Annotated in this window: 15 protein-coding genes; 7 read left to right on the top strand and 8 right to left on the bottom strand. The window is 70.0% G+C overall.

Annotation, left to right across the window (positions count from 1 at the left end):
* Positions 1-390: 390 nt before the first annotated feature.
* A complete protein-coding gene (locus OHA05_RS21930; RefSeq protein ID WP_313944628.1) occupies positions 391-2097 on the bottom strand; it encodes a glycerol-3-phosphate dehydrogenase/oxidase in 1707 nt (568 codons plus the stop codon).
* Between the two features lie 230 nt (positions 2098-2327).
* Between OHA05_RS21930 and OHA05_RS21925 the strand changes: the two genes are divergently transcribed.
* Positions 2328-3569: a nucleotide sugar dehydrogenase gene (locus OHA05_RS21925; protein ID WP_313944629.1), complete on the top strand. Its 1242-nt coding sequence runs from the start codon at positions 2328-2330 to the stop codon at positions 3567-3569.
* Between the two features lie 122 nt (positions 3570-3691).
* On the top strand, positions 3692-4180 hold the full coding sequence (locus OHA05_RS21920; protein ID WP_313944630.1) for a hypothetical protein: 489 nt from the start codon (positions 3692-3694) through the stop codon (positions 4178-4180).
* Between the two features lie 117 nt (positions 4181-4297).
* Here the strand turns inward: OHA05_RS21920 and OHA05_RS21915 are convergent, their stop codons facing one another.
* From OHA05_RS21915 to OHA05_RS21900, 4 genes are all read right to left on the bottom strand, one after another.
* A complete protein-coding gene (locus tag OHA05_RS21915) occupies positions 4298-5422 on the bottom strand; it encodes a GuaB3 family IMP dehydrogenase-related protein (RefSeq protein ID WP_313944631.1) in 1125 nt (374 codons plus the stop codon).
* Positions 5423-5524: 102 nt separating this feature from the next.
* On the bottom strand, positions 5525-7027 hold the full coding sequence (gene guaB / locus OHA05_RS21910) for an IMP dehydrogenase (RefSeq protein WP_313944632.1): 1503 nt from the start codon (positions 7025-7027) through the stop codon (positions 5525-5527).
* Between the two features lie 127 nt (positions 7028-7154).
* Positions 7155-7742: a sigma-70 family RNA polymerase sigma factor gene (locus tag OHA05_RS21905; RefSeq protein WP_313944633.1), complete on the bottom strand. Its 588-nt coding sequence runs from the start codon at positions 7740-7742 to the stop codon at positions 7155-7157.
* A 266-nt stretch (positions 7743-8008) separates the two neighbouring features.
* Positions 8009-8620 (bottom strand): response regulator transcription factor, encoded by a 612-nt coding sequence (locus OHA05_RS21900; RefSeq protein ID WP_003948568.1) that lies wholly within the window; start codon positions 8618-8620, stop codon positions 8009-8011.
* Between the two features lie 442 nt (positions 8621-9062).
* On the opposite strand from OHA05_RS21900, the gene OHA05_RS21895 reads away from it, so the two are divergent.
* Positions 9063-9386 carry a WhiB family transcriptional regulator gene (locus OHA05_RS21895; RefSeq protein ID WP_313944634.1) on the top strand — a complete coding sequence of 108 codons (324 nt, stop codon included), beginning with the start codon at positions 9063-9065 and terminating at the stop codon, positions 9384-9386.
* A 123-nt stretch (positions 9387-9509) separates the two neighbouring features.
* On the opposite strand, the gene OHA05_RS21890 is transcribed toward OHA05_RS21895, so the two are convergent.
* On the bottom strand, positions 9510-10400 hold the full coding sequence (locus OHA05_RS21890) for a LysR family transcriptional regulator (protein WP_327681210.1): 891 nt from the start codon (positions 10398-10400) through the stop codon (positions 9510-9512).
* 79 nt (positions 10401-10479) lie between these two features.
* On the opposite strand from OHA05_RS21890, the gene OHA05_RS21885 reads away from it, so the two are divergent.
* The 4 genes from OHA05_RS21885 (at position 10480) to OHA05_RS21870 (ending at position 14309) form a co-directional block, all read left to right on the top strand.
* Positions 10480-11148, top strand: coding sequence for an MOSC domain-containing protein (locus OHA05_RS21885; protein ID WP_313944636.1), 669 nt, complete (start codon positions 10480-10482; stop codon positions 11146-11148).
* Positions 11149-11246: 98 nt separating this feature from the next.
* Complete coding sequence (locus tag OHA05_RS21880) at positions 11247-12020, top strand: SDR family NAD(P)-dependent oxidoreductase (RefSeq protein WP_313944637.1); 774 nt, start codon at positions 11247-11249, stop codon at positions 12018-12020.
* 263 nt (positions 12021-12283) lie between these two features.
* Positions 12284-13312 (top strand): hydroxyacid dehydrogenase, encoded by a 1029-nt coding sequence (locus tag OHA05_RS21875; protein WP_313944638.1) that lies wholly within the window; start codon positions 12284-12286, stop codon positions 13310-13312.
* A gap of 115 nt (positions 13313-13427) precedes the next feature.
* Positions 13428-14309, top strand: a complete 882-nt coding sequence (locus OHA05_RS21870; RefSeq protein ID WP_313944639.1) for a sigma-70 family RNA polymerase sigma factor — start codon at positions 13428-13430, stop codon at positions 14307-14309.
* 162 nt (positions 14310-14471) lie between these two features.
* On the opposite strand, the gene groL is transcribed toward OHA05_RS21870, so the two are convergent.
* Both groL and groES read right to left on the bottom strand, forming a co-directional pair.
* Positions 14472-16100 (bottom strand): chaperonin GroEL, encoded by a 1629-nt coding sequence (gene groL, locus OHA05_RS21865; protein ID WP_313944640.1) that lies wholly within the window; start codon positions 16098-16100, stop codon positions 14472-14474.
* A 118-nt stretch (positions 16101-16218) separates the two neighbouring features.
* The gene (gene groES, locus OHA05_RS21860) at positions 16219-16527 is read right to left on the bottom strand and encodes a co-chaperone GroES (protein ID WP_108151600.1); all 309 of its coding nucleotides are present in this window, start codon (positions 16525-16527) and stop codon (positions 16219-16221) included.
* Between the last annotated feature and the right edge of the window lie 35 nt (positions 16528-16562).

Raw genomic sequence — 16562 nt, 5'->3', positions numbered from 1 at the left:
TCCTCGCTCCACCCGTGACGCCCGGCTTCGCGGTGACCGGCCCTCGCTCGTCCGACACCGTCGCCTCGGGCTCCTCGGCCTTGTCCCGCTGGGGCTTCCGCGACTGCTCCGCCTCCGACATGCGTCCCCTCTGCGATCCCTGGTATTCGCCCGCGCCTGCCGCTCCCGCGCGATGCGGTAACACGCCTTGGCAGAGCCATCATTGTCCCTCACTCCGGGACCGGCGTGTCTCCCGGGTCCGCCGTCCGTCTCGACGGGGCCGGAAGATCGGGACCACCCCACCCTGCCACTACTCGGGACCGCGCCCGCCCTTGCGCTGGTCGCGGCCCTGCACGGCCGCCGGCGGGACCTGCCCGACCGCCGACGGCACCTCCCCGGCCACCGCAAGGATCAGAGGGGCACGATGTCGGGCGCCCCCAACCGCGCGGCGTCCGCCGTCAGATCGTCCGGCTGCCGCTGCGACTCACGCTCCGCCTCCACCCGCTTCTCGTAGTGCTCGACCTCCTTCTCGATCTGTTCCTTGTCCCAGCCCAGCACGGGTGCCATCAACTCGGCACACTCACGTGCACTACGCGTACCCCGGTCGAAGGTCTCTATGGAGATCCGGGTGCGCCGGGTCAGCACATCGTCCAGATGGCGTGCGCCTTCGTGCGAAGCCGCGTACACGATCTCGGCCCGCAGATAGTCGTCCGCGGCGGCGAGCGGCGCGCCGAGCGTCGGGTCGTCGGTGATGAGCGCGAGCACTTCCTCGGTCAACGTGCCGTACCGGTTGAGGAGATGCTCCACCCGCACCACATGCAGGCCCGTACGCGCCGCCATCCTCGCGCGGGCGTTCCACAGCGCTGTGTAGCCCTCGGCTCCGACCAGCGGAACGTTCTCCGTGACACATGCGGCGACCCGCTGGTCCAGACCGTGCACCGCCTCGTCCACCGCGTCCTTCGCCATGACGCGGTACGTCGTGTACTTCCCGCCCGCGACGACGACCAGGCCGGGAACCGGGTGCGCAACCGTGTGCTCGCGGGAGAGCTTGCTCGTCGCGTCGGACTCACCGGCGAGCAGCGGGCGGAGCCCCGCGTACACCCCCTCGACGTCGTCCCGGGTGAGCGGGACCGCCAGCACCGAGTTCACGTGCTCCAGCAGATAGTCGATGTCCGCGCTGGACGCGGCGGGGTGTGCCTTGTCGAGGTCCCATTCGGTGTCCGTGGTTCCGACGATCCAGTGCCGGCCCCAGGGAATGACGAACAGCACCGACTTCTCGGTCTGCAGGATCAGACCGGTCGTGGAGTGGATCCGGTCCTTGGGCACGACGAGATGGATGCCCTTGGAGGCGCGCACATGGAACATGCCGCGCTCGCCGATCATCGCCTGGGTGTCGTCCGTCCACACACCGGTCGCATTCACGATCTGCTTGGCGCGGATCTCGTACTCCCCGCCGCCCTCGACGTCCTCCACCCGCGCTCCGACGACACGCTCGCCCTCACGGAGAAACCCGATGACCCTGGCGCGGCTGGCGACATGAGCGCCGTACCGCGCGGCCGTGCGGACGAGGGTCATCACATAACGGGCGTCGTCCATCTGCGCGTCGTAGTACTGGATGGCCCCGATGAGGGCGTTCTTCTTCAGGCAGGGTGCGACCTGAAGGGCGTGCCGCCGGGTCAGATGGCGGTGTGTGGGGAGCCCTCGCCCGTGTCCCGACGAGACCGACATGGCGTCGTACAGCGCGACGCCCGATCCGGCGTACATCCGCTCCCAGCCCTTGTGCTGGAGGGGGTACAGAAAGGGCACCGGCTTCACCAGGTGCGGCGCCAGACGCTCCAGCAGCAGACCGCGTTCCTTCAGCGCCTCACGGACGAGCGCGAAGTCCAGCATCTCCAGATAGCGCAGTCCGCCGTGGATGAGCTTGCTGGACCGGCTCGACGTGCCCGACGCCCAGTCGCGCGCCTCCACCAGACCGGTGGACAGTCCTCTCGTCACGGCGTCCAGCGCGGTGCCGGCGCCCACGACGCCACCACCCACCACCAGTACGTCCAGCTCCCGCTCGGCCATGCCGGCGAGTGCCAGAGTGCGCTCCTCGGGTCCCAGTGTCGCTGTCCTCACTGCGTGCCTCCCGTCGCCCCCGTGTCCCCCTGCGGTCGGGTCCACACCGTCGATTCTGTCCGCAGTCGCCGACTTCAGCCACCGACTGTGGATAACACTCGGGCAGCCACGAGCGCGCAATACCGCATAACGGTCATATTTACGCCTAGTCTGACATTGCGCCCGCCCGTTCTGCCCACAGGGCTTGCGCCCCCGCTCCCCTCCGGTTAAAGGGAAGGACGGCCAACGCCATGCCCGCAGATCTTGCTGTCATCGGACTCGGTCACTTCGGCCTGCCCCTCGCCCAGGCCGCCGTCGGTGCCGGCATCGAGACGATCGGCTACGACACCGACCCGCGGCATCTCATCGAACCGGCAGGAGGCTGCTCCCCCGCCGACGTCCGCCGGATGCTCTCCGCCGGGTTCAGGACGGTGACGGACCCGGCCGAGCTCGGCCGCGTACGCACCGCCGTTCTCTGTGTGCCCACGCCGCTCGGTCCGGACGGCAGCCTGGACCTCACCGCGCTCGGCGAGGCCGCCCGCACCCTGGCGACACGCATGCGCCCGCACACCACCGTGGTGCTGGAATCGTCCGTCCAGCCCGGTACGACCGAGACCTTCCTGCGCCCCCTCCTCGAAGAGGGCTCCGGACTGCGCGCCGGCCGCGACTTCCACCTTGCCTACTCCCCCGGCCGCGTCGACCCGGGCAACCGCACCCACGGATACGCCAACACCCCCAAGGTCATCGGCGGCCTCACCCCCGCCTGCACCGAGTCGGCCGCCGCCTTCTACGGCCGTCTCACCGACAAGGTGGTCAGGGCCCGCGGCACCCGCGAGGCGGAAACCGTGAAGGTGCTGGAGACCAACTTCCGGCACGTCAACATCGCCCTCGTCAACGAGATGGCGGTCCTCTGCCACGACCTCGGGGTCGACCTCTGGGACGTCATCCGCTGCGCCGAGACGAAGCCCTTCGGTTTCCAGGCCTTCCGTCCCGGCCCCGGCGTCGGCGGCCACGGTGTCCCCCTGGACCCCAGCTGTCTCCCGCTGAGCGGCCGCACCCCCGGCCATCCCCTGCGGATGGTCGGCCTCGCCCAGGAGATCAACACCCGGATGCCGCAGTACGTGATCCAGCGCTGCGCCACCCTGCTGAACGAGCACGGCAAATCGGCCCGCGGTGCGCGCGTCCTGCTCCTCGGCATCACCTACAAGCCCGATCTGGCCGATCTGGAGAGCTCCCCGTCCACCGAGATCGCCCGCCGGCTGATGGATCTGGGGGCCTCCGTCAGCTACCACGACCCCTACATCTCCGACTGGCGCGTCCACGCCCAGCCGGTCCCCCGTGCGGACTCGCTCTACGAGGCGGCCGCCAACGCGGACCTGACCGTGCTGCTCCAGCACCACCGCACCTACGACCTCCAGGGCCTCGCCGTGAAGGCGCAGCTCCTGCTCGACACCCGGGGCGCCACGCCGGCGGGCGCGGCCCACCGGCTCTGAGGAGATGAGCAGCCCACCGGCTCTGAGGAGATAACCCGTCCGCGGCTGTCGGAGCGGGCTGCTACTGTCCGGATCTTGTCGCACGCTCGTGCGACGATCTGCATCCCTTGGGGGGGACCCATATGAGCCAGCCTGTTCCGCCGCCGTCCGGCAATCCCTTCGCCGACCAGGGCGTTCCCTTCGCGCCGGCCCCGCCGCCGGCCCCCGTCCGTGACAACGTCGCCCTCGGTCTGGTGACCGCGGTCGTCGTCGCCCTCGTCGCGGGCGGGATCTACGGCGGCATCGCCGGAGCCATCGAGCGGGAGATCGGCTGGGCCGCGATCGGCGTCGGCTTCATCACCGGCTTCGCCGCGGGCAAGGTGGGCGGGCGCAATCCCCTGCTCCCCGTCGTCAGCGTCGTCTGCTCGCTGGTGGCCGTGTACCTGGGTCAGCTGCTCGCCATCGCGGTGATCATGGCGGACCTGACGGGCGCGTCGGTGACCGAGGTCCTGTTCGACAACTTCTCCCAGGTCATGGACCTCTGGAACGAGAGCAAGGACGCCATGACCTTCCTCTTCTTCGGTCTGGCCGGATTCGCGGCCTTCTCGGGCGCGAAGAAGTCCGCGGAGTGACCTCCGCCCGCCTCGGCTCCCGCCGGAGCTGATCCGCGCACGCGGAAGGGGCCCGCACCACCCGGTGCGGGCCCCTTGCCGTACGTACCGTCCGCACCGGTCCGGTGCGAGCCGGCCTCAGCGCTTGTGCTGGGAGTCCGCCACCGTGACCTCGACGCGCTGGAACTCCTTGAGCTCGCTGTAGCCCGTCGTCGCCATCGCGCGGCGCAGCGCACCGAAGAAGTTCATGGAACCGTCCGGGATGTGCGAGGGGCCGGTCAGGACCTCCTCCGTCGTCCCGACGATGCCCAGGTCCACCAGCTTGCCGCGCGGGACGTCCTCGTGGACCGCCTCCATGCCCCAGTGGTGACCACGGCCGGGCGCGTCCGTCGCGCGGGCGAGCGGCGAACCGATCATCACCGCGTCCGCGCCGCACGCGATCGCCTTCGGCAGGTCTCCGGACCAGCCCACACCGCCGTCGGCGATGACGTGGACGTAGCGGCCGCCGGACTCGTCCATGTAGTCACGACGGGCCGCGGCCACGTCGGCCACCGCGGTGGCCATCGGGACCTGGATGCCGAGCACGTTGCGCGTGGTGTGCGCGGCGCCGCCGCCGAAGCCGACCAGGACACCGGCCGCGCCCGTACGCATCAGGTGCAGCGCCGCCGTGTAGGTGGCGCAGCCGCCGACGATGACCGGGACGTCCAGCTCGTAGATGAACTGCTTCAGGTTCAGCGGCTCGGCGGCACCGGAGACGTGCTCGGCGGAGACCGTCGTACCGCGGATGACGAAGATGTCGACACCCGCGTCCACCACGGCCTTGGAGAACTGCGCGGTGCGCTGCGGCGAGAGCGCGGCGGCCGTCACGACGCCCGAGTCGCGGACCTCCTTGATGCGCTGCCCGATCAGTTCTTCCTTGATCGGCGCGGCGTAGATCTCCTGCAGACGGTTGGTCGCGGCGTCGGTCGGCAGCTCGGCGATCTCGTCGAGCAGCGGCTGCGGGTCCTCGTACCGGGTCCACAGGCCCTCGAGGTTCAGGACACCGAGGCCGCCCATCTCACCGATGCGGATCGCGGTCTGCGGGGAGACCACGGAGTCCATGGGAGCGGCCAGGAAGGGCAGCTCGAAGCGGTAGGCGTCGATCTGCCAGGCGATCGAGACCTCCTTCGGGTCCCGCGTGCGCCGGCTCGGTACGACGGCGATGTCATCGAACGCGTACGCCCGGCGGCCGCGCTTGCCGCGCCCGATCTCGATCTCAGTCACGTGTGTGGCCTTTCCCTCTACGTCTGCGCCTACCAGTATCCCCGACACATACGTGAGGGGCGGTCCCGGCAATCTCCGGGACCGCCCCTCACGACGTGGGGACTACTTCCTGCTGTAGTTCGGCGCCTCGACCGTCATCTGGATGTCGTGCGGGTGGCTCTCCTTGAGACCCGCCGAGGTGATGCGCACGAACCGGCCGTTCGCCTGGAGCTCCGGGACCGTCCTGCCGCCGACGTAGAACATCGACTGCCGCAGACCGCCGGTCAGTTGGTGCACGACCGCGGAGAGCGGACCCCGGTAGGGCACCTGGCCCTCGATGCCCTCGGGAACCAGCTTCTCGTCGGAGGCGACGCCCTCCTGGAAGTAGCGGTCCTTGGAGAAGGAGCGCTGCTCGCCGCGGGACTGCATCGCACCGAGCGAGCCCATGCCGCGGTAGGACTTGAACTGCTTGCCGTTGATGAAGAGCAGCTCGCCCGGGGACTCCTCGCAGCCCGCGAGCAGCGAGCCCAGCATGACCGTGTCGGCGCCGGCGACCAGCGCCTTCGCGATGTCGCCGGAGTACTGGAGGCCACCGTCGCCGATGACCGGGACACCGGCCTCCTTGGCGGCCAGCGAGGCCTCGTAGATCGCCGTGACCTGGGGAACGCCGATGCCGGCGACGACCCGGGTCGTACAGATGGAGCCGGGGCCCACGCCGACCTTGATGCCGTCGACACCGGCGTCGATCAGCGCCTGGGCGCCGTCACGCGTGGCGATGTTGCCGCCGATGACATCCACACCCGCGGCGTTCGACTTGATCTTGGCGACCATGTCGCCGACCAGCCGGGAGTGGCCGTGGGCGGTGTCGACGACGATGAAGTCGACGCCCGCCTCGATCAGCGCCTGGGCACGCTCGTAGGCGTCGCCCGCGACACCGACGGCAGCGCCGACGAGCAGCCGGCCGTCCTTGTCCTTGGCGGCCATCGGGTACTTCTCGGCCTTGACGAAGTCCTTGACCGTGATCAGGCCCTTGAGCACACCGGCGTCGTCGACCAGCGGAAGCTTCTCGATCTTGTGGCGGCGCAGCAGCTCCATGGCGTCCACGCCGGAGATCCCGACCTTGCCCGTGACCAGCGGCATCGGGGTCATGACCTCGCGCACCTGGCGGCTGCGGTCCGACTCGAAGGCCATGTCACGGTTGGTGACGATGCCGAGCAGCTTGCCGCCGCGGTCGGTCACCGGCACACCGCTGATGCGGAACTTCGCGCACAGCTGGTCGGCCTCGCCGAGCGTCGCGTCCGGGTTCACCGTGATCGGGTCGGTGACCATGCCGGACTCGGAGCGCTTGACCAGGTCGACCTGGTTGGCCTGGTCGGCGATGGAGAGATTGCGGTGCAGCACGCCGGCGCCGCCCTGGCGGGCCATCGCGATGGCCATGCGCGCCTCGGTGACCTTGTCCATCGCCGCGGACAGCAGCGGGATGTTCACCCGTACGTTCTTCGAGATGTACGAGGAGGTGTCGATCTGGTCGGGCGCCATGTCCGACGAGCCCGGCAGCAGCAGCACATCGTCGTAGGTCAGCCCGAGTGTCGCGAATTTCTCGGGCACTCCGTCGACGTTGGTCATGACACCTTCCCCAAATGGCCTTGATCGGTGCGGATGTCCATGCTAACGGGCTCTGAACCCGTCTCATTCCACGATCAAGATCGGCCGGCAGCTTTGTTCCTTCGTACGTATACGTAGACCGTACGACTCACTGCTCGGCCAGTGCACGCAGCCTGCTCAGAGCCCGGTGCTGGGCGACCCGCACCGCGCCGGGTGACATGCCCAGCATCTGTCCCGTCTCCTCCGCGGTCAGACCGACCGCGACCCGCAGCACCAGCAGCTCGCGCTGGTTGTCCGGGAGGTTGGCGAGGAGCTTCTTGGCCCATTCGGCGTCGTCGCTGAGCAGCGCACGCTCCTCGGGGCCGAGGGAGTCGTCGGGGCGCTCGGGCATCTCGTCGGACGGTACGGCCGTCGATCCCGGGTGGCGCATGGCCGCCCGCTGCAGATCGGCGACCTTGTGGGTGGCGATGGCGAAGACGAAGGCCTCGAAGGGGCGCCCGGTGTCCTTGTAGCGCGGCAGTGCCATCAGCACCGCGACACAGACCTCCTGCGCGAGGTCTTCGACGAAGTGACGCGCGTCTCCCGGCAGCCGGCTGAGCCGGGTGCGGCAGTAACGCAGCGCGAGGGGGTGAACGTGCGCGAGGAGATCGTGCGTGGCCTGCTCGTCTCCGTCGACGGCACGGTGAACCAGGGAACCGATGGCCCCCTGAGCGGTCACCGCCTCGTCGTCACGCATCGGTCCATGGTGCCTCGGCGGCTGGGCATCCGCGGCACCGCGTCCAATGTTGTGCACCGAAGCGTTATGAGCAGGTGCGCCGGAACTCATCGCCTGCGCCCTCCCCTTCCGCTCGACAGACTCGTTCCCAAGGAACTCCACATCTCAAGGATGCGGCATCGGGCGGGAAACGAATGCCCGCGGCCGTCCGATTCCCCGCCCACCGTACGGCGGGCGGGGTCCGTCGCGCCCCGGGGGCGACCCAGACGAGACGTCGCGGACACGACCTAGCGGACCAGGCCCCAGCGGAATCCGAGCGCAACGGCGTGCGCACGGTCCGAGGCGCCCAGCTTCTTGAAGAGCCGTCTGGCGTGCGTCTTCACCGTGTCCTCGGAGAGGAAGAGCTCCCGTCCGATCTCGGCGTTCGACCGGCCGTGGCTCATGCCTTCGAGCACCTGGATCTCGCGTGCGGTGAGTGTGGGCGCGGCACCCATCTCGGCCGAACGCAGCCGGCGCGGGGCGAGCCGCCAGGTCGGGTCGGCGAGCGCCTGGGTGACCGTGGCCCGCAGTTCGGCGCGCGAGGCGTCCTTGTGCAGATATCCGCGGGCTCCCGCGGCGACCGCGAGCGCGACCCCGTCCAGATCCTCGGCGACGGTGAGCATGATGATCCGGGCGCCGGGGTCCGCGGACAGCAGCCGGCGGACCGTCTCGACGCCACCCAGACCGGGCATGCGTACGTCCATCAGAATCAGGTCCGAGCGGTCGGCCCCCCAGCGGCGGAGGACTTCCTCGCCGTTGGCCGCGGTCGTCACGCGCTCGACGCCGGGCACGGTCGCGACCGCGCGGCGAAGCGCCTCTCGGGCAAGCGGGGAGTCGTCGCAGACGAGGACGGATGTCATGACCGTCCTCCGCAGCTGATGCGCGTCACCTTGAGCCTCCAGGCTGGGTACGTTTCGTCACCTGTGCGGTTGAACGCTCTCGGACATGTGCCCTAGCGCTTGTTCTTTCAACCGCTTCCGCACTACCAACGACGGTCACTCGAAAGAGTTACGGGTCGGGCTGCCCACTTCAGCACTCTATGTGAGCGGCCGTACGCGACGTAGAGCAATGCAGGTCAACAGGCCTTCACCCGGAAGCTATGCCCCATTTAGCGGCTTTTCTTCACTTTCTGCGGTGTCTGTGGCTAGATTCGCAATGAGTCATATTTACATCTACTTACACAGTAGATGTACGGTCGTGGGGCATGGTGCGGGTGCCGGATACGGCTCGTATCCGCCGCTCGTGCGCGACCTGACCGACCTGACCTGTATCCGCTCAGCACGGTTTCAAGGGGCAAGCGCTATGGCAGATTTCTCCCGCCTTCCCGGACCCAACGCCGATCTGTGGGACTGGCAGCTCCTCGCGGCCTGCCGTGGGGTGGACAGCTCGCTCTTCTTCCATCCCGAGGGCGAGCGGGGCGCGGCACGCAGTGCACGAGAGAACTCGGCGAAAGAGGTCTGCATGAGGTGCCCGGTCCGCGCGGAGTGCGCGGCACACGCGCTGGCGGTGCGGGAGCCGTACGGCGTGTGGGGCGGACTCACCGAGGACGAACGCGAGGAGCTCATGGGTCGGGCCAGGCACCGGCTGATCCCCGCGACGAGCGTGACCGGCATGGGGCGAGGTTGACACCCGTTTGCCCCAACCGTTCGAAGAAACGTTCCTGCACTCACCCCTGCCCGGATCCGGGCAGGGGTGAATCGCGTTCGCGCCAGAGTCGTACAGGGGCGCCCGGAGCCGCGCAGAGGGGGCTCAGCGGGCCGCGGCGAGGGCCAGTCGGTCGAGCGTCGCCGAGACCGCGGGGACCTGGGCGAGGTCCGGGAGGGTGAGCGCGACGATCTCGCGCTCGACGGCGGGGACGACCGTGACCGTCCGCGCACCCTTGGGGCGTACCGACTCCAGCGCCAGCTCCGGCAGCACCGCGACACCCAGACCCGCTCCGACCAAGCCGATCACCGCCGGATAGTCGTCGGTGGCGAAGTCGATCCGCGGGGTGAAGCCGGCCTTCTCGCACACCTCGACCAGTTGGCGGCGGCAGCGCGGGCAGCCCGCGATCCAGGGCTCCTCGGCGAGGTCGGCGACGGTGACCGTGGCGGACGCGGCCAGCCGGTGGCCCTCCGGGACCAGGCCGACGAGCCGGTCCGTGAGCAGGGGCCGGACGACCAGGTCGTCCCACTCCGCCTCCCCGCCGTCGTAACGGAACGCCAGCGCCACATCGCAGTCGCCCCCGCGCAGCATCTCCACCGACCGCGGCGGCTCCGCCTCGACGAGGGAGACCCGGGTGCCGGGATGGGCCGCCCGCAGGGCGGCCAGCGCGGTGGGGACCAGCGTGGAGCTGCCGCTGGGGAAGGAGACCAGCCGCACCCGGCCCGCACGCAGCCCGGCGATGGCGGCGATCTCCTCCTCGGCGGCGGTGAGACCCGCGAGGATGCCGGACGCGTGGCGCACCAGCGCCTCACCGGCCTGCGTCAATCGCATCTCCCGGCCTGTGCGGATCAGGAGCGGGGTGCCCGCCGACGCCTCGAGCGCCTTCATCTGCTGGCTGACGGCCGGCTGGGTGCAGCCGAGTGAGCGGGCCGCGGCCGAGAAGGACCCGGTGGCGGCGACCGCGCGGAGCACTCGGAGATGGCGGGCTTCGATCACTCCACGAATATAAGGGGACCTTGGAGATCGGGGCAATTATCGGCTGGATCGTTTGGGTAAGCCGGGTTAGCGTGCAGTCATGAAGGTTCTGACGGTCAATGTGGGCCGCGCCAAGACGGTGGACTACACCGACACCCCGGACGGGACGACGGGGATCGACAAGCAGCCCGCCGAGGGCGCCGTCATGGTCACGGACCCCGGGCCGAAGGGCCGCGGTGGCAGCGGCCTCGCCGGGGACACGATCTGCGACCTGCGCCATCACGGCGGGACGCATCAGGCGGTGTACGCCTTCGCCCGGGAGGATCTGGACTTCTGGGAGCGGGAGTTGGGCCATCCCATCCCGAACGGCGCCTTCGGCGAGAACCTCACCACGATCGGCCTCGACGTCAACAACGCGAAGATCGGCGAGCGTTGGCGGATCGGCGACTCCCTCGTGCTGGAGGTGACGAGCGGCCGCATCCCGTGCCGTACGTTCGGCTCCTGGCTCGGCGAGAAGGGCTGGGTCAGGCGCTTCACGCGCAACGCAGCACCGGGCGCGTATCTGAGGGTCGTCGAGCCGGGTGAGATCCGGGCGGGCGACGCGGTCGAGATCGTGCACACCCCTGGGCACACGGTGACGGTGGGACTGTCGTTCCGCGCCGGGACCACCGAGCGGGCACTGCTGCCGGAGATACTCGCCGCGGGCGACGCGCTCCACCCCGAACTGCTCGCGACAGCGCGTACGTATGTGGAGAAGTACGGCGCGTAGGACGCTTCCGTGGATCGGGCGGGCACAGCGCGCGAGGGCCCGTCCCGCAGGCCGGGCGTGTACACGGCGCCGACACGCGGGGCACTAACGTGCCGCCTATGACGACTGCACTGATTACGGGAGCGACCGCGGGCATCGGTGCCGCGTTCGCGCGGCGGCTCGCCGCCGAGGGACACAACCTGGTGCTGGTGGCCCGTGACACCAAACGGCTGCAGGAGCACGCCACCGAGCTGCACGACCGGCACGGCATCGAGGCGGAGGTGCTGACCGCGGACCTGTCCGAGGAGGACGGGATCGCGGCCGTCGAGAAGCGGCTGGGCGACCGCAAGAACCCGGTGGATCTGCTGGTCAACAATGCCGGGTTCGGCAACAAGGGACGCTTCCTGGAAGTGTCCATGGCCGACGAGCTGACGATGCTGAAGGTGCACTGCGAGGCGGTGCTCCGGCTCACGGCCGCGGCGACCGCGGTGATGCGCGACCGCGGGCGCGGCGGTGTGGTGAACGTGGCCTCGGTGGCGGCGTTCGTCCCCCGCGGGACCTACGGGGCGTCGAAGGCGTGGGTCGTGCAGTTCACGCAGGGCGCGGCACGGGACCTGGCGGGTTCGGGCGTACGGCTGATGGCGCTCTGCCCCGGATTCGTCCGCACCGAGTTCCACGAGCGCGCCGGCATGGGCACCGACAACATCCCGAACTGGATGTGGCTGGACGCCGACAAGGTGGTGGAGGCGGGACTCGCGGACCTGGCCCGCGGCAAGGCGGTCTCGATCCCGGACCCGCGGTACAAGGCGCTGATGGGAGTGGCGAAGCTGGCGCCGCGCAATCTGCTGGGCGGGGTGACGTCGAAGACGGGCCGCAAGTACGGACCGCAGTAGACCGGACGCGCGCACGTCGCACGCGCGGCCGCGGTCGAAGGACCGCGGCCGCCGGCGCTCGGCGGGCGGGTGCACACCGGCGTGCCGTCATATCCCGTCCAGGCGGGGCAGGGTGAGCGTGTGCCCGTCCGCACCGGGCAGGGTGAGCGGATGTCCGTCGTGCCGGGCGGCCCGGCACATCCCGTCCTCCCGGCCGCGTGAACAGATTCCGCGCCGGGCAGCGTGAGCGGATTCCGGCCAGGCACAAGGAGCAGGGTCCGATCATGCAGCAGCGCACCGAGAAGCGTCCCGCCGTCCTCCTCGCCATGGGCCCGGGGATCGCGGACCAACTGTTCACCGATCCCCTGCGGGCCCGGCTGGCGGCCCTCGCCGACACCGATCCGTATCTGGTCGCGCACGACCTGGCCGCCCCCACCCCCCGGGTCGCCTCGGCGCTCGCCACCGCCGAAGTCCTGCTGACCTGCTGGGGCGCGCCCGTGCTCACCGCCGAGGTGCTCGACTGCGCGCCCAGGCTGCGTGCCGTCGTCCACGCGGCCGGCTCCGTCAAGCACCACATCACGGAGGCCTGTTGGGAACGCGGCATCACCGTGGCCTCCGCCGCGTCCGCCAACGCGTTGCCCGTCGCCGAGTACACGCTCGCCGCCATCCTCTTCGCGGGCAAACGGGTGCTGCACTCGGCCCAGCGGTACGGCCGGCTGCGCGCCGCTCACGACTGGCGGCAGGAACTGGCCGGTGCCGGCAACTTCCGCAGCACGGTGGGGATCGTCGGCGCGTCCCGCATCGGCCGCCGGGTGACCGAGCTGCTGCGCCCCTTCGACCTGGACGTGCTGCTCTACGACCCGTACGTCGGCGCCGCCGAGGCCGAGGCGCTCGGTGCCGTGAAGACGGAGCTCGACGACCTGTGCGCCGGCAGCTCCATCGTCTCGGTCCACGCCCCGGAGCTGGCGAGTACTCGCCATATGATCGACGCCCGCCGGCTCGCACTGATGCCGGACGGCGCGACGCTGATCAACACCTCGCGCGGCTCTCTGGTCGACGAGGACGCGCTGCTGCGCGAACTGCTCCCGGGCCGGCTGCACGCCGTACTGGACGTCACCGAGCCGGAGCTCCCGCCCGCGGACTCCCCGCTCTACACCCTGCCGAACGTGCTGCTGACCCCCCATGTCGCGGGCTCGCTCGGCAACGAGCTGCACCGGATGACGGAACTGGCCCTCGACGAACTGGAGCGGTACGGCAAGGGCCTGCCGTTCGAGGAGCCGGTTCACGCGCAGACGCTGGGCCACTCCGCGTAGGAGCCGGGGGGGCCGACTGCCCACAGAAGCGGAGCCTGTCTCTCCGGCCGGAGGCTGTCACATCCGGCCCGTTTCCCGCGTCATCCCTACGAGGACGACGACGGAGGATGCAGCGATGGATGACCAAGAGTTCCTGGCGGAGCGTTTCCACGCCGACCGGCCCCACCTCAAGGCCGTGGCCTATCGGATGCTCGGCTCACTGAGCGAGGCGGACGACGCCGTGCAGGAAGCCTGGTTCAGGCTCCACCGCTCCGACACCAGCGCGGTCGGGAATCTGAGCGGCTGGCTGACGACCGTGGTCGGCCGGGTCTGCCTCGACATGCTGCGCTCGCGCAAGTCCCGCCGCGAGGAGTCGCTGGACGTACGCGTACCGGATCCGGTCGTTCAGCGGGAAGGCGCGGTCGATCCCGAGCACGAGGTGCTGATGGCCGACTCGGTCGGGCTCGCGCTGCTCGTGGTGCTGGAGACCCTCGGGCCCGCGGAGCGGCTCGCCTTCGTTCTGCACGACATGTTCGCCCTGCCCTTCGACGAGATCGCCCCCATCGTCGGCCGCACCCCGGCCGCGACCCGGCAGCTCGCCAGCCGGGCCCGCCGCCGGGTGCAGGGCACGACCTCCGTACCCGACGATCTGCCTCGTCAGCGCGAGGTCGTCGACGCGTTCATCGCCGCTTCGCGCGGGGGCGACTTCGACGCGCTGGTGGCGCTGCTCGACCCGGACGTGGTGCTGCGCGCGGATGCCGGGGCCCTGCCGGCAATGCCGTCCCGCGAGGTGCGCGGCGCGCGTCAGGTGGCAGGTCAGGCGCTCACCTTCCAGAAGTTCTCGCAGTTCTCGCGGCGGGTGCTCGTCAACGGCGGCGCGGGAATCGTCACCGCGCCGGGCGGCCGCCCGCTGTCGGTCATGGGCTTCACCATCACGGGCGGGAAGATCGTCGCGATCGACATCCTGGCCGATCCGGACCGGCTGAACCGGCTCGATCTGACCTTCATCGGCGACTGAGCCGTACGCACCGTCGGGCCCGGAAAACACCGGCCCGGCTCGCCCGTCGGCTCGGACAGCACCGCCCAACTCACCATCGGGCCACGAAAAACACCGAGCCCGGTGCCCCCGCGACGGGGACACCGGGCTCGGTGGGTGATGTCGGACGTCAGGCGTCGGACGTCAGTGGGAGTGGCCGTGACCGTGGCCGTGGCCCGCGTCGGCCTCTTCCTCCGCCGGCTTCTCGACGACCAGGGTCTCGGTCGTGAGCAGCAGGGAGGCGATGGACGCGGCGTTCTCCAGGGCGGAGCGCGTGACCTTGACCGGGTCGATGACGCCGGCCTTCACCAGGTCGCCGTACTCGCCGGTCGCGGCGTTGAAGCCCTGGCCCTTGTCGAGCTCCGCCACCTTCGCGGTGATGACGTAGCCCTCGAGGCCGGCGTTCTCGGCGATCCAGCGCAGCGGCTCGACGGCGGCGCGGCGGACGACGGCGACACCGGTGGCCTCGTCGCCCTCCTTGCCGAGGTTGCCTTCGAGGACCTTGACCGCGTGGACGAGCGCGGAGCCACCACCGGAGACGATGCCCTCCTCGACCGCGGCGCGGGTCGCGGAGATGGCGTCCTCCAGACGGTGCTTCTTCTCCTTGAGCTCCACCTCGGTGGCGGCGCCGACCTTGATCACGCACACGCCGCCGGCCAGCTTCGCGAGGCGCTCCTGGAGCTTCTCGCGGTCCCAGTCGGAGTCCGTGGACTCGATCTCGGCCTTGATCTGGTTGATACGGCCGGCGACGTCGTCCTGGTTGCCGCCACCGTCGACGATGGTGGTGTCGTCCTTGGTCACCGTGACGCGGCGGGCGCTGCCCAGCACGTCGAGACCGGCCTGGTCGAGCTTGAGGCCGACCTCCTCGGAGATGACGGTCGCGCCGGTGAGGCTCGCCATGTCCTGGAGCATCGCCTTGCGGCGGTCGCCGAAGCCCGGGGCCTTCACCGCGACGGCGTTGAAGGTGCCACGGATCTTGTTGACGACGAGGGTGGAGAGCGCCTCGCCCTCGACGTCCTCGGCGATGATCAGCAGCGGCCGGGAGCCACCCGCCTGGATGACCTTCTCCAGCAGCGGCAGCAGGTCCTGGATGGAGGAGACCTTGCCCTGGTTGATCAGGATGTACGGGTCGTCGAGGACGGCCTCCATACGCTCCTGGTCGGTCACCATGTACGGCGAGAGGTAGCCCTTGTCGAAGGCCATGCCCTCGGTGAACTCCAGCTCCAGGCCGAAGGTGTTGGACTCCTCGACGGTGATGACACCGTCCTTGCCGACCTTGTCCATCGCCTCGGCGATGAGCTCGCCGACCTGCTGGTCCTGCGCGGAGAGCGCGGCCACGGCGGCGATGTCTGCCTTGTCGTCGATCGGCCGGGCGGTCGCGAGGAGCTCCTCGGACACGGCCTTGACCGCGGCGTCGATGCCCTTCTTCAGGGCGGCCGGGGAGGCACCCGCGGCGACGTTGCGCAGGCCCTCGCGGACCAGCGCCTGGGCCAGCACGGTGGCGGTGGTGGTGCCGTCACCAGCGATGTCGTTGGTCTTGGTCGCCACCTCCTTCACCAGCTGGGCGCCCAGGTTCTCGTACGGGTCCTCGACCTCGACCTCACGGGCGATGGTGACACCGTCGTTGGTGATGGTGGGTGCGCCGAACTTCTTGTCGATGACGACGTTGCGGCCGCGGGGGCCGATCGTCACCTTGACCGTGTCGGCAAGCTTGTTGACGCCGCGCTCGAGGGCGCGACGGGCGTCCTCGTCGAACTTCAGGATCTTCGCCATGGAGCGATTCAGCCCTCTCGGAAAGCTGGGGGTGAACGAACTGCGCCCCCGGTCGCCCGGCCCTCTCGGGGTCGCGCGGGCCGGGGGCGCAGCTCACAAGCACAAACTATGTGGTGAATTACTTCTCGACGATCGCGAGCACGTCGCGGGCCGAGAGGACGAGGTACTCCTCGCCGTTGTACTTCACCTCGGTGCCGCCGTACTTGCTGTACAGAACGACATCGCCGGTCTGGACGTCGAGCGGCAGGCGCTCGCCGTTCTCGAAGCGACCCGGGCCCACGGCGAGGACGACGCCCTCCTGGGGCTTCTCCTTCGCGGTGTCCGGGATGACCAGGCCGGAGGCCGTGGTCTGCTCGGCGTCGAGCGGCTGGACCACAATGCGGTCCTCGAGCGGCTTGATGGCAACCTTGGAGCTGGCGGTCGTCACGATCCGACCTCCCCCTTCGGAGATCTCACGGGGTT

Origin of the sequence: Streptomyces sp. NBC_00306 (genome assembly GCF_036169555.1) — a bacterium.
GTDB lineage: Bacteria > Actinomycetota > Actinomycetes > Streptomycetales > Streptomycetaceae > Streptomyces > Streptomyces achmelvichensis.
The sequence above is the reverse complement of the archived record's forward strand: the minus strand, read 5'-3'. Positions and strand labels throughout refer to the sequence as shown.

What these genes read in the sequence shown, in the direction of transcription:
- groL (WP_313944640.1), bottom strand. Translation starts at nt 16,100, where the DNA reads ATGGCGAAGATCCTGAAGTTCGACGAGGACGCCCGTCGCGCCCTCGAG.
- OHA05_RS21905 (WP_313944633.1), bottom strand. Translation starts at nt 7,742, where the DNA reads ATGCGTGACGACGAGGCGGTGACCGCTCAGGGGGCCATCGGTTCCCTG.
- OHA05_RS21870 (WP_313944639.1), top strand. Translation starts at nt 13,428, where the DNA reads ATGGATGACCAAGAGTTCCTGGCGGAGCGTTTCCACGCCGACCGGCCC.
- OHA05_RS21895 (WP_313944634.1), top strand. Translation starts at nt 9,063, where the DNA reads ATGGCAGATTTCTCCCGCCTTCCCGGACCCAACGCCGATCTGTGGGAC.
- OHA05_RS21900 (WP_003948568.1), bottom strand. Translation starts at nt 8,620, where the DNA reads ATGACATCCGTCCTCGTCTGCGACGACTCCCCGCTTGCCCGAGAGGCG.
- OHA05_RS21875 (WP_313944638.1), top strand. Translation starts at nt 12,284, where the DNA reads ATGCAGCAGCGCACCGAGAAGCGTCCCGCCGTCCTCCTCGCCATGGGC.
- OHA05_RS21880 (WP_313944637.1), top strand. Translation starts at nt 11,247, where the DNA reads ATGACGACTGCACTGATTACGGGAGCGACCGCGGGCATCGGTGCCGCG.
- guaB (WP_313944632.1), bottom strand. Translation starts at nt 7,027, where the DNA reads ATGACCAACGTCGACGGAGTGCCCGAGAAATTCGCGACACTCGGGCTG.
- OHA05_RS21885 (WP_313944636.1), top strand. Translation starts at nt 10,480, where the DNA reads ATGAAGGTTCTGACGGTCAATGTGGGCCGCGCCAAGACGGTGGACTAC.
- OHA05_RS21920 (WP_313944630.1), top strand. Translation starts at nt 3,692, where the DNA reads ATGAGCCAGCCTGTTCCGCCGCCGTCCGGCAATCCCTTCGCCGACCAG.
- OHA05_RS21925 (WP_313944629.1), top strand. Translation starts at nt 2,328, where the DNA reads ATGCCCGCAGATCTTGCTGTCATCGGACTCGGTCACTTCGGCCTGCCC.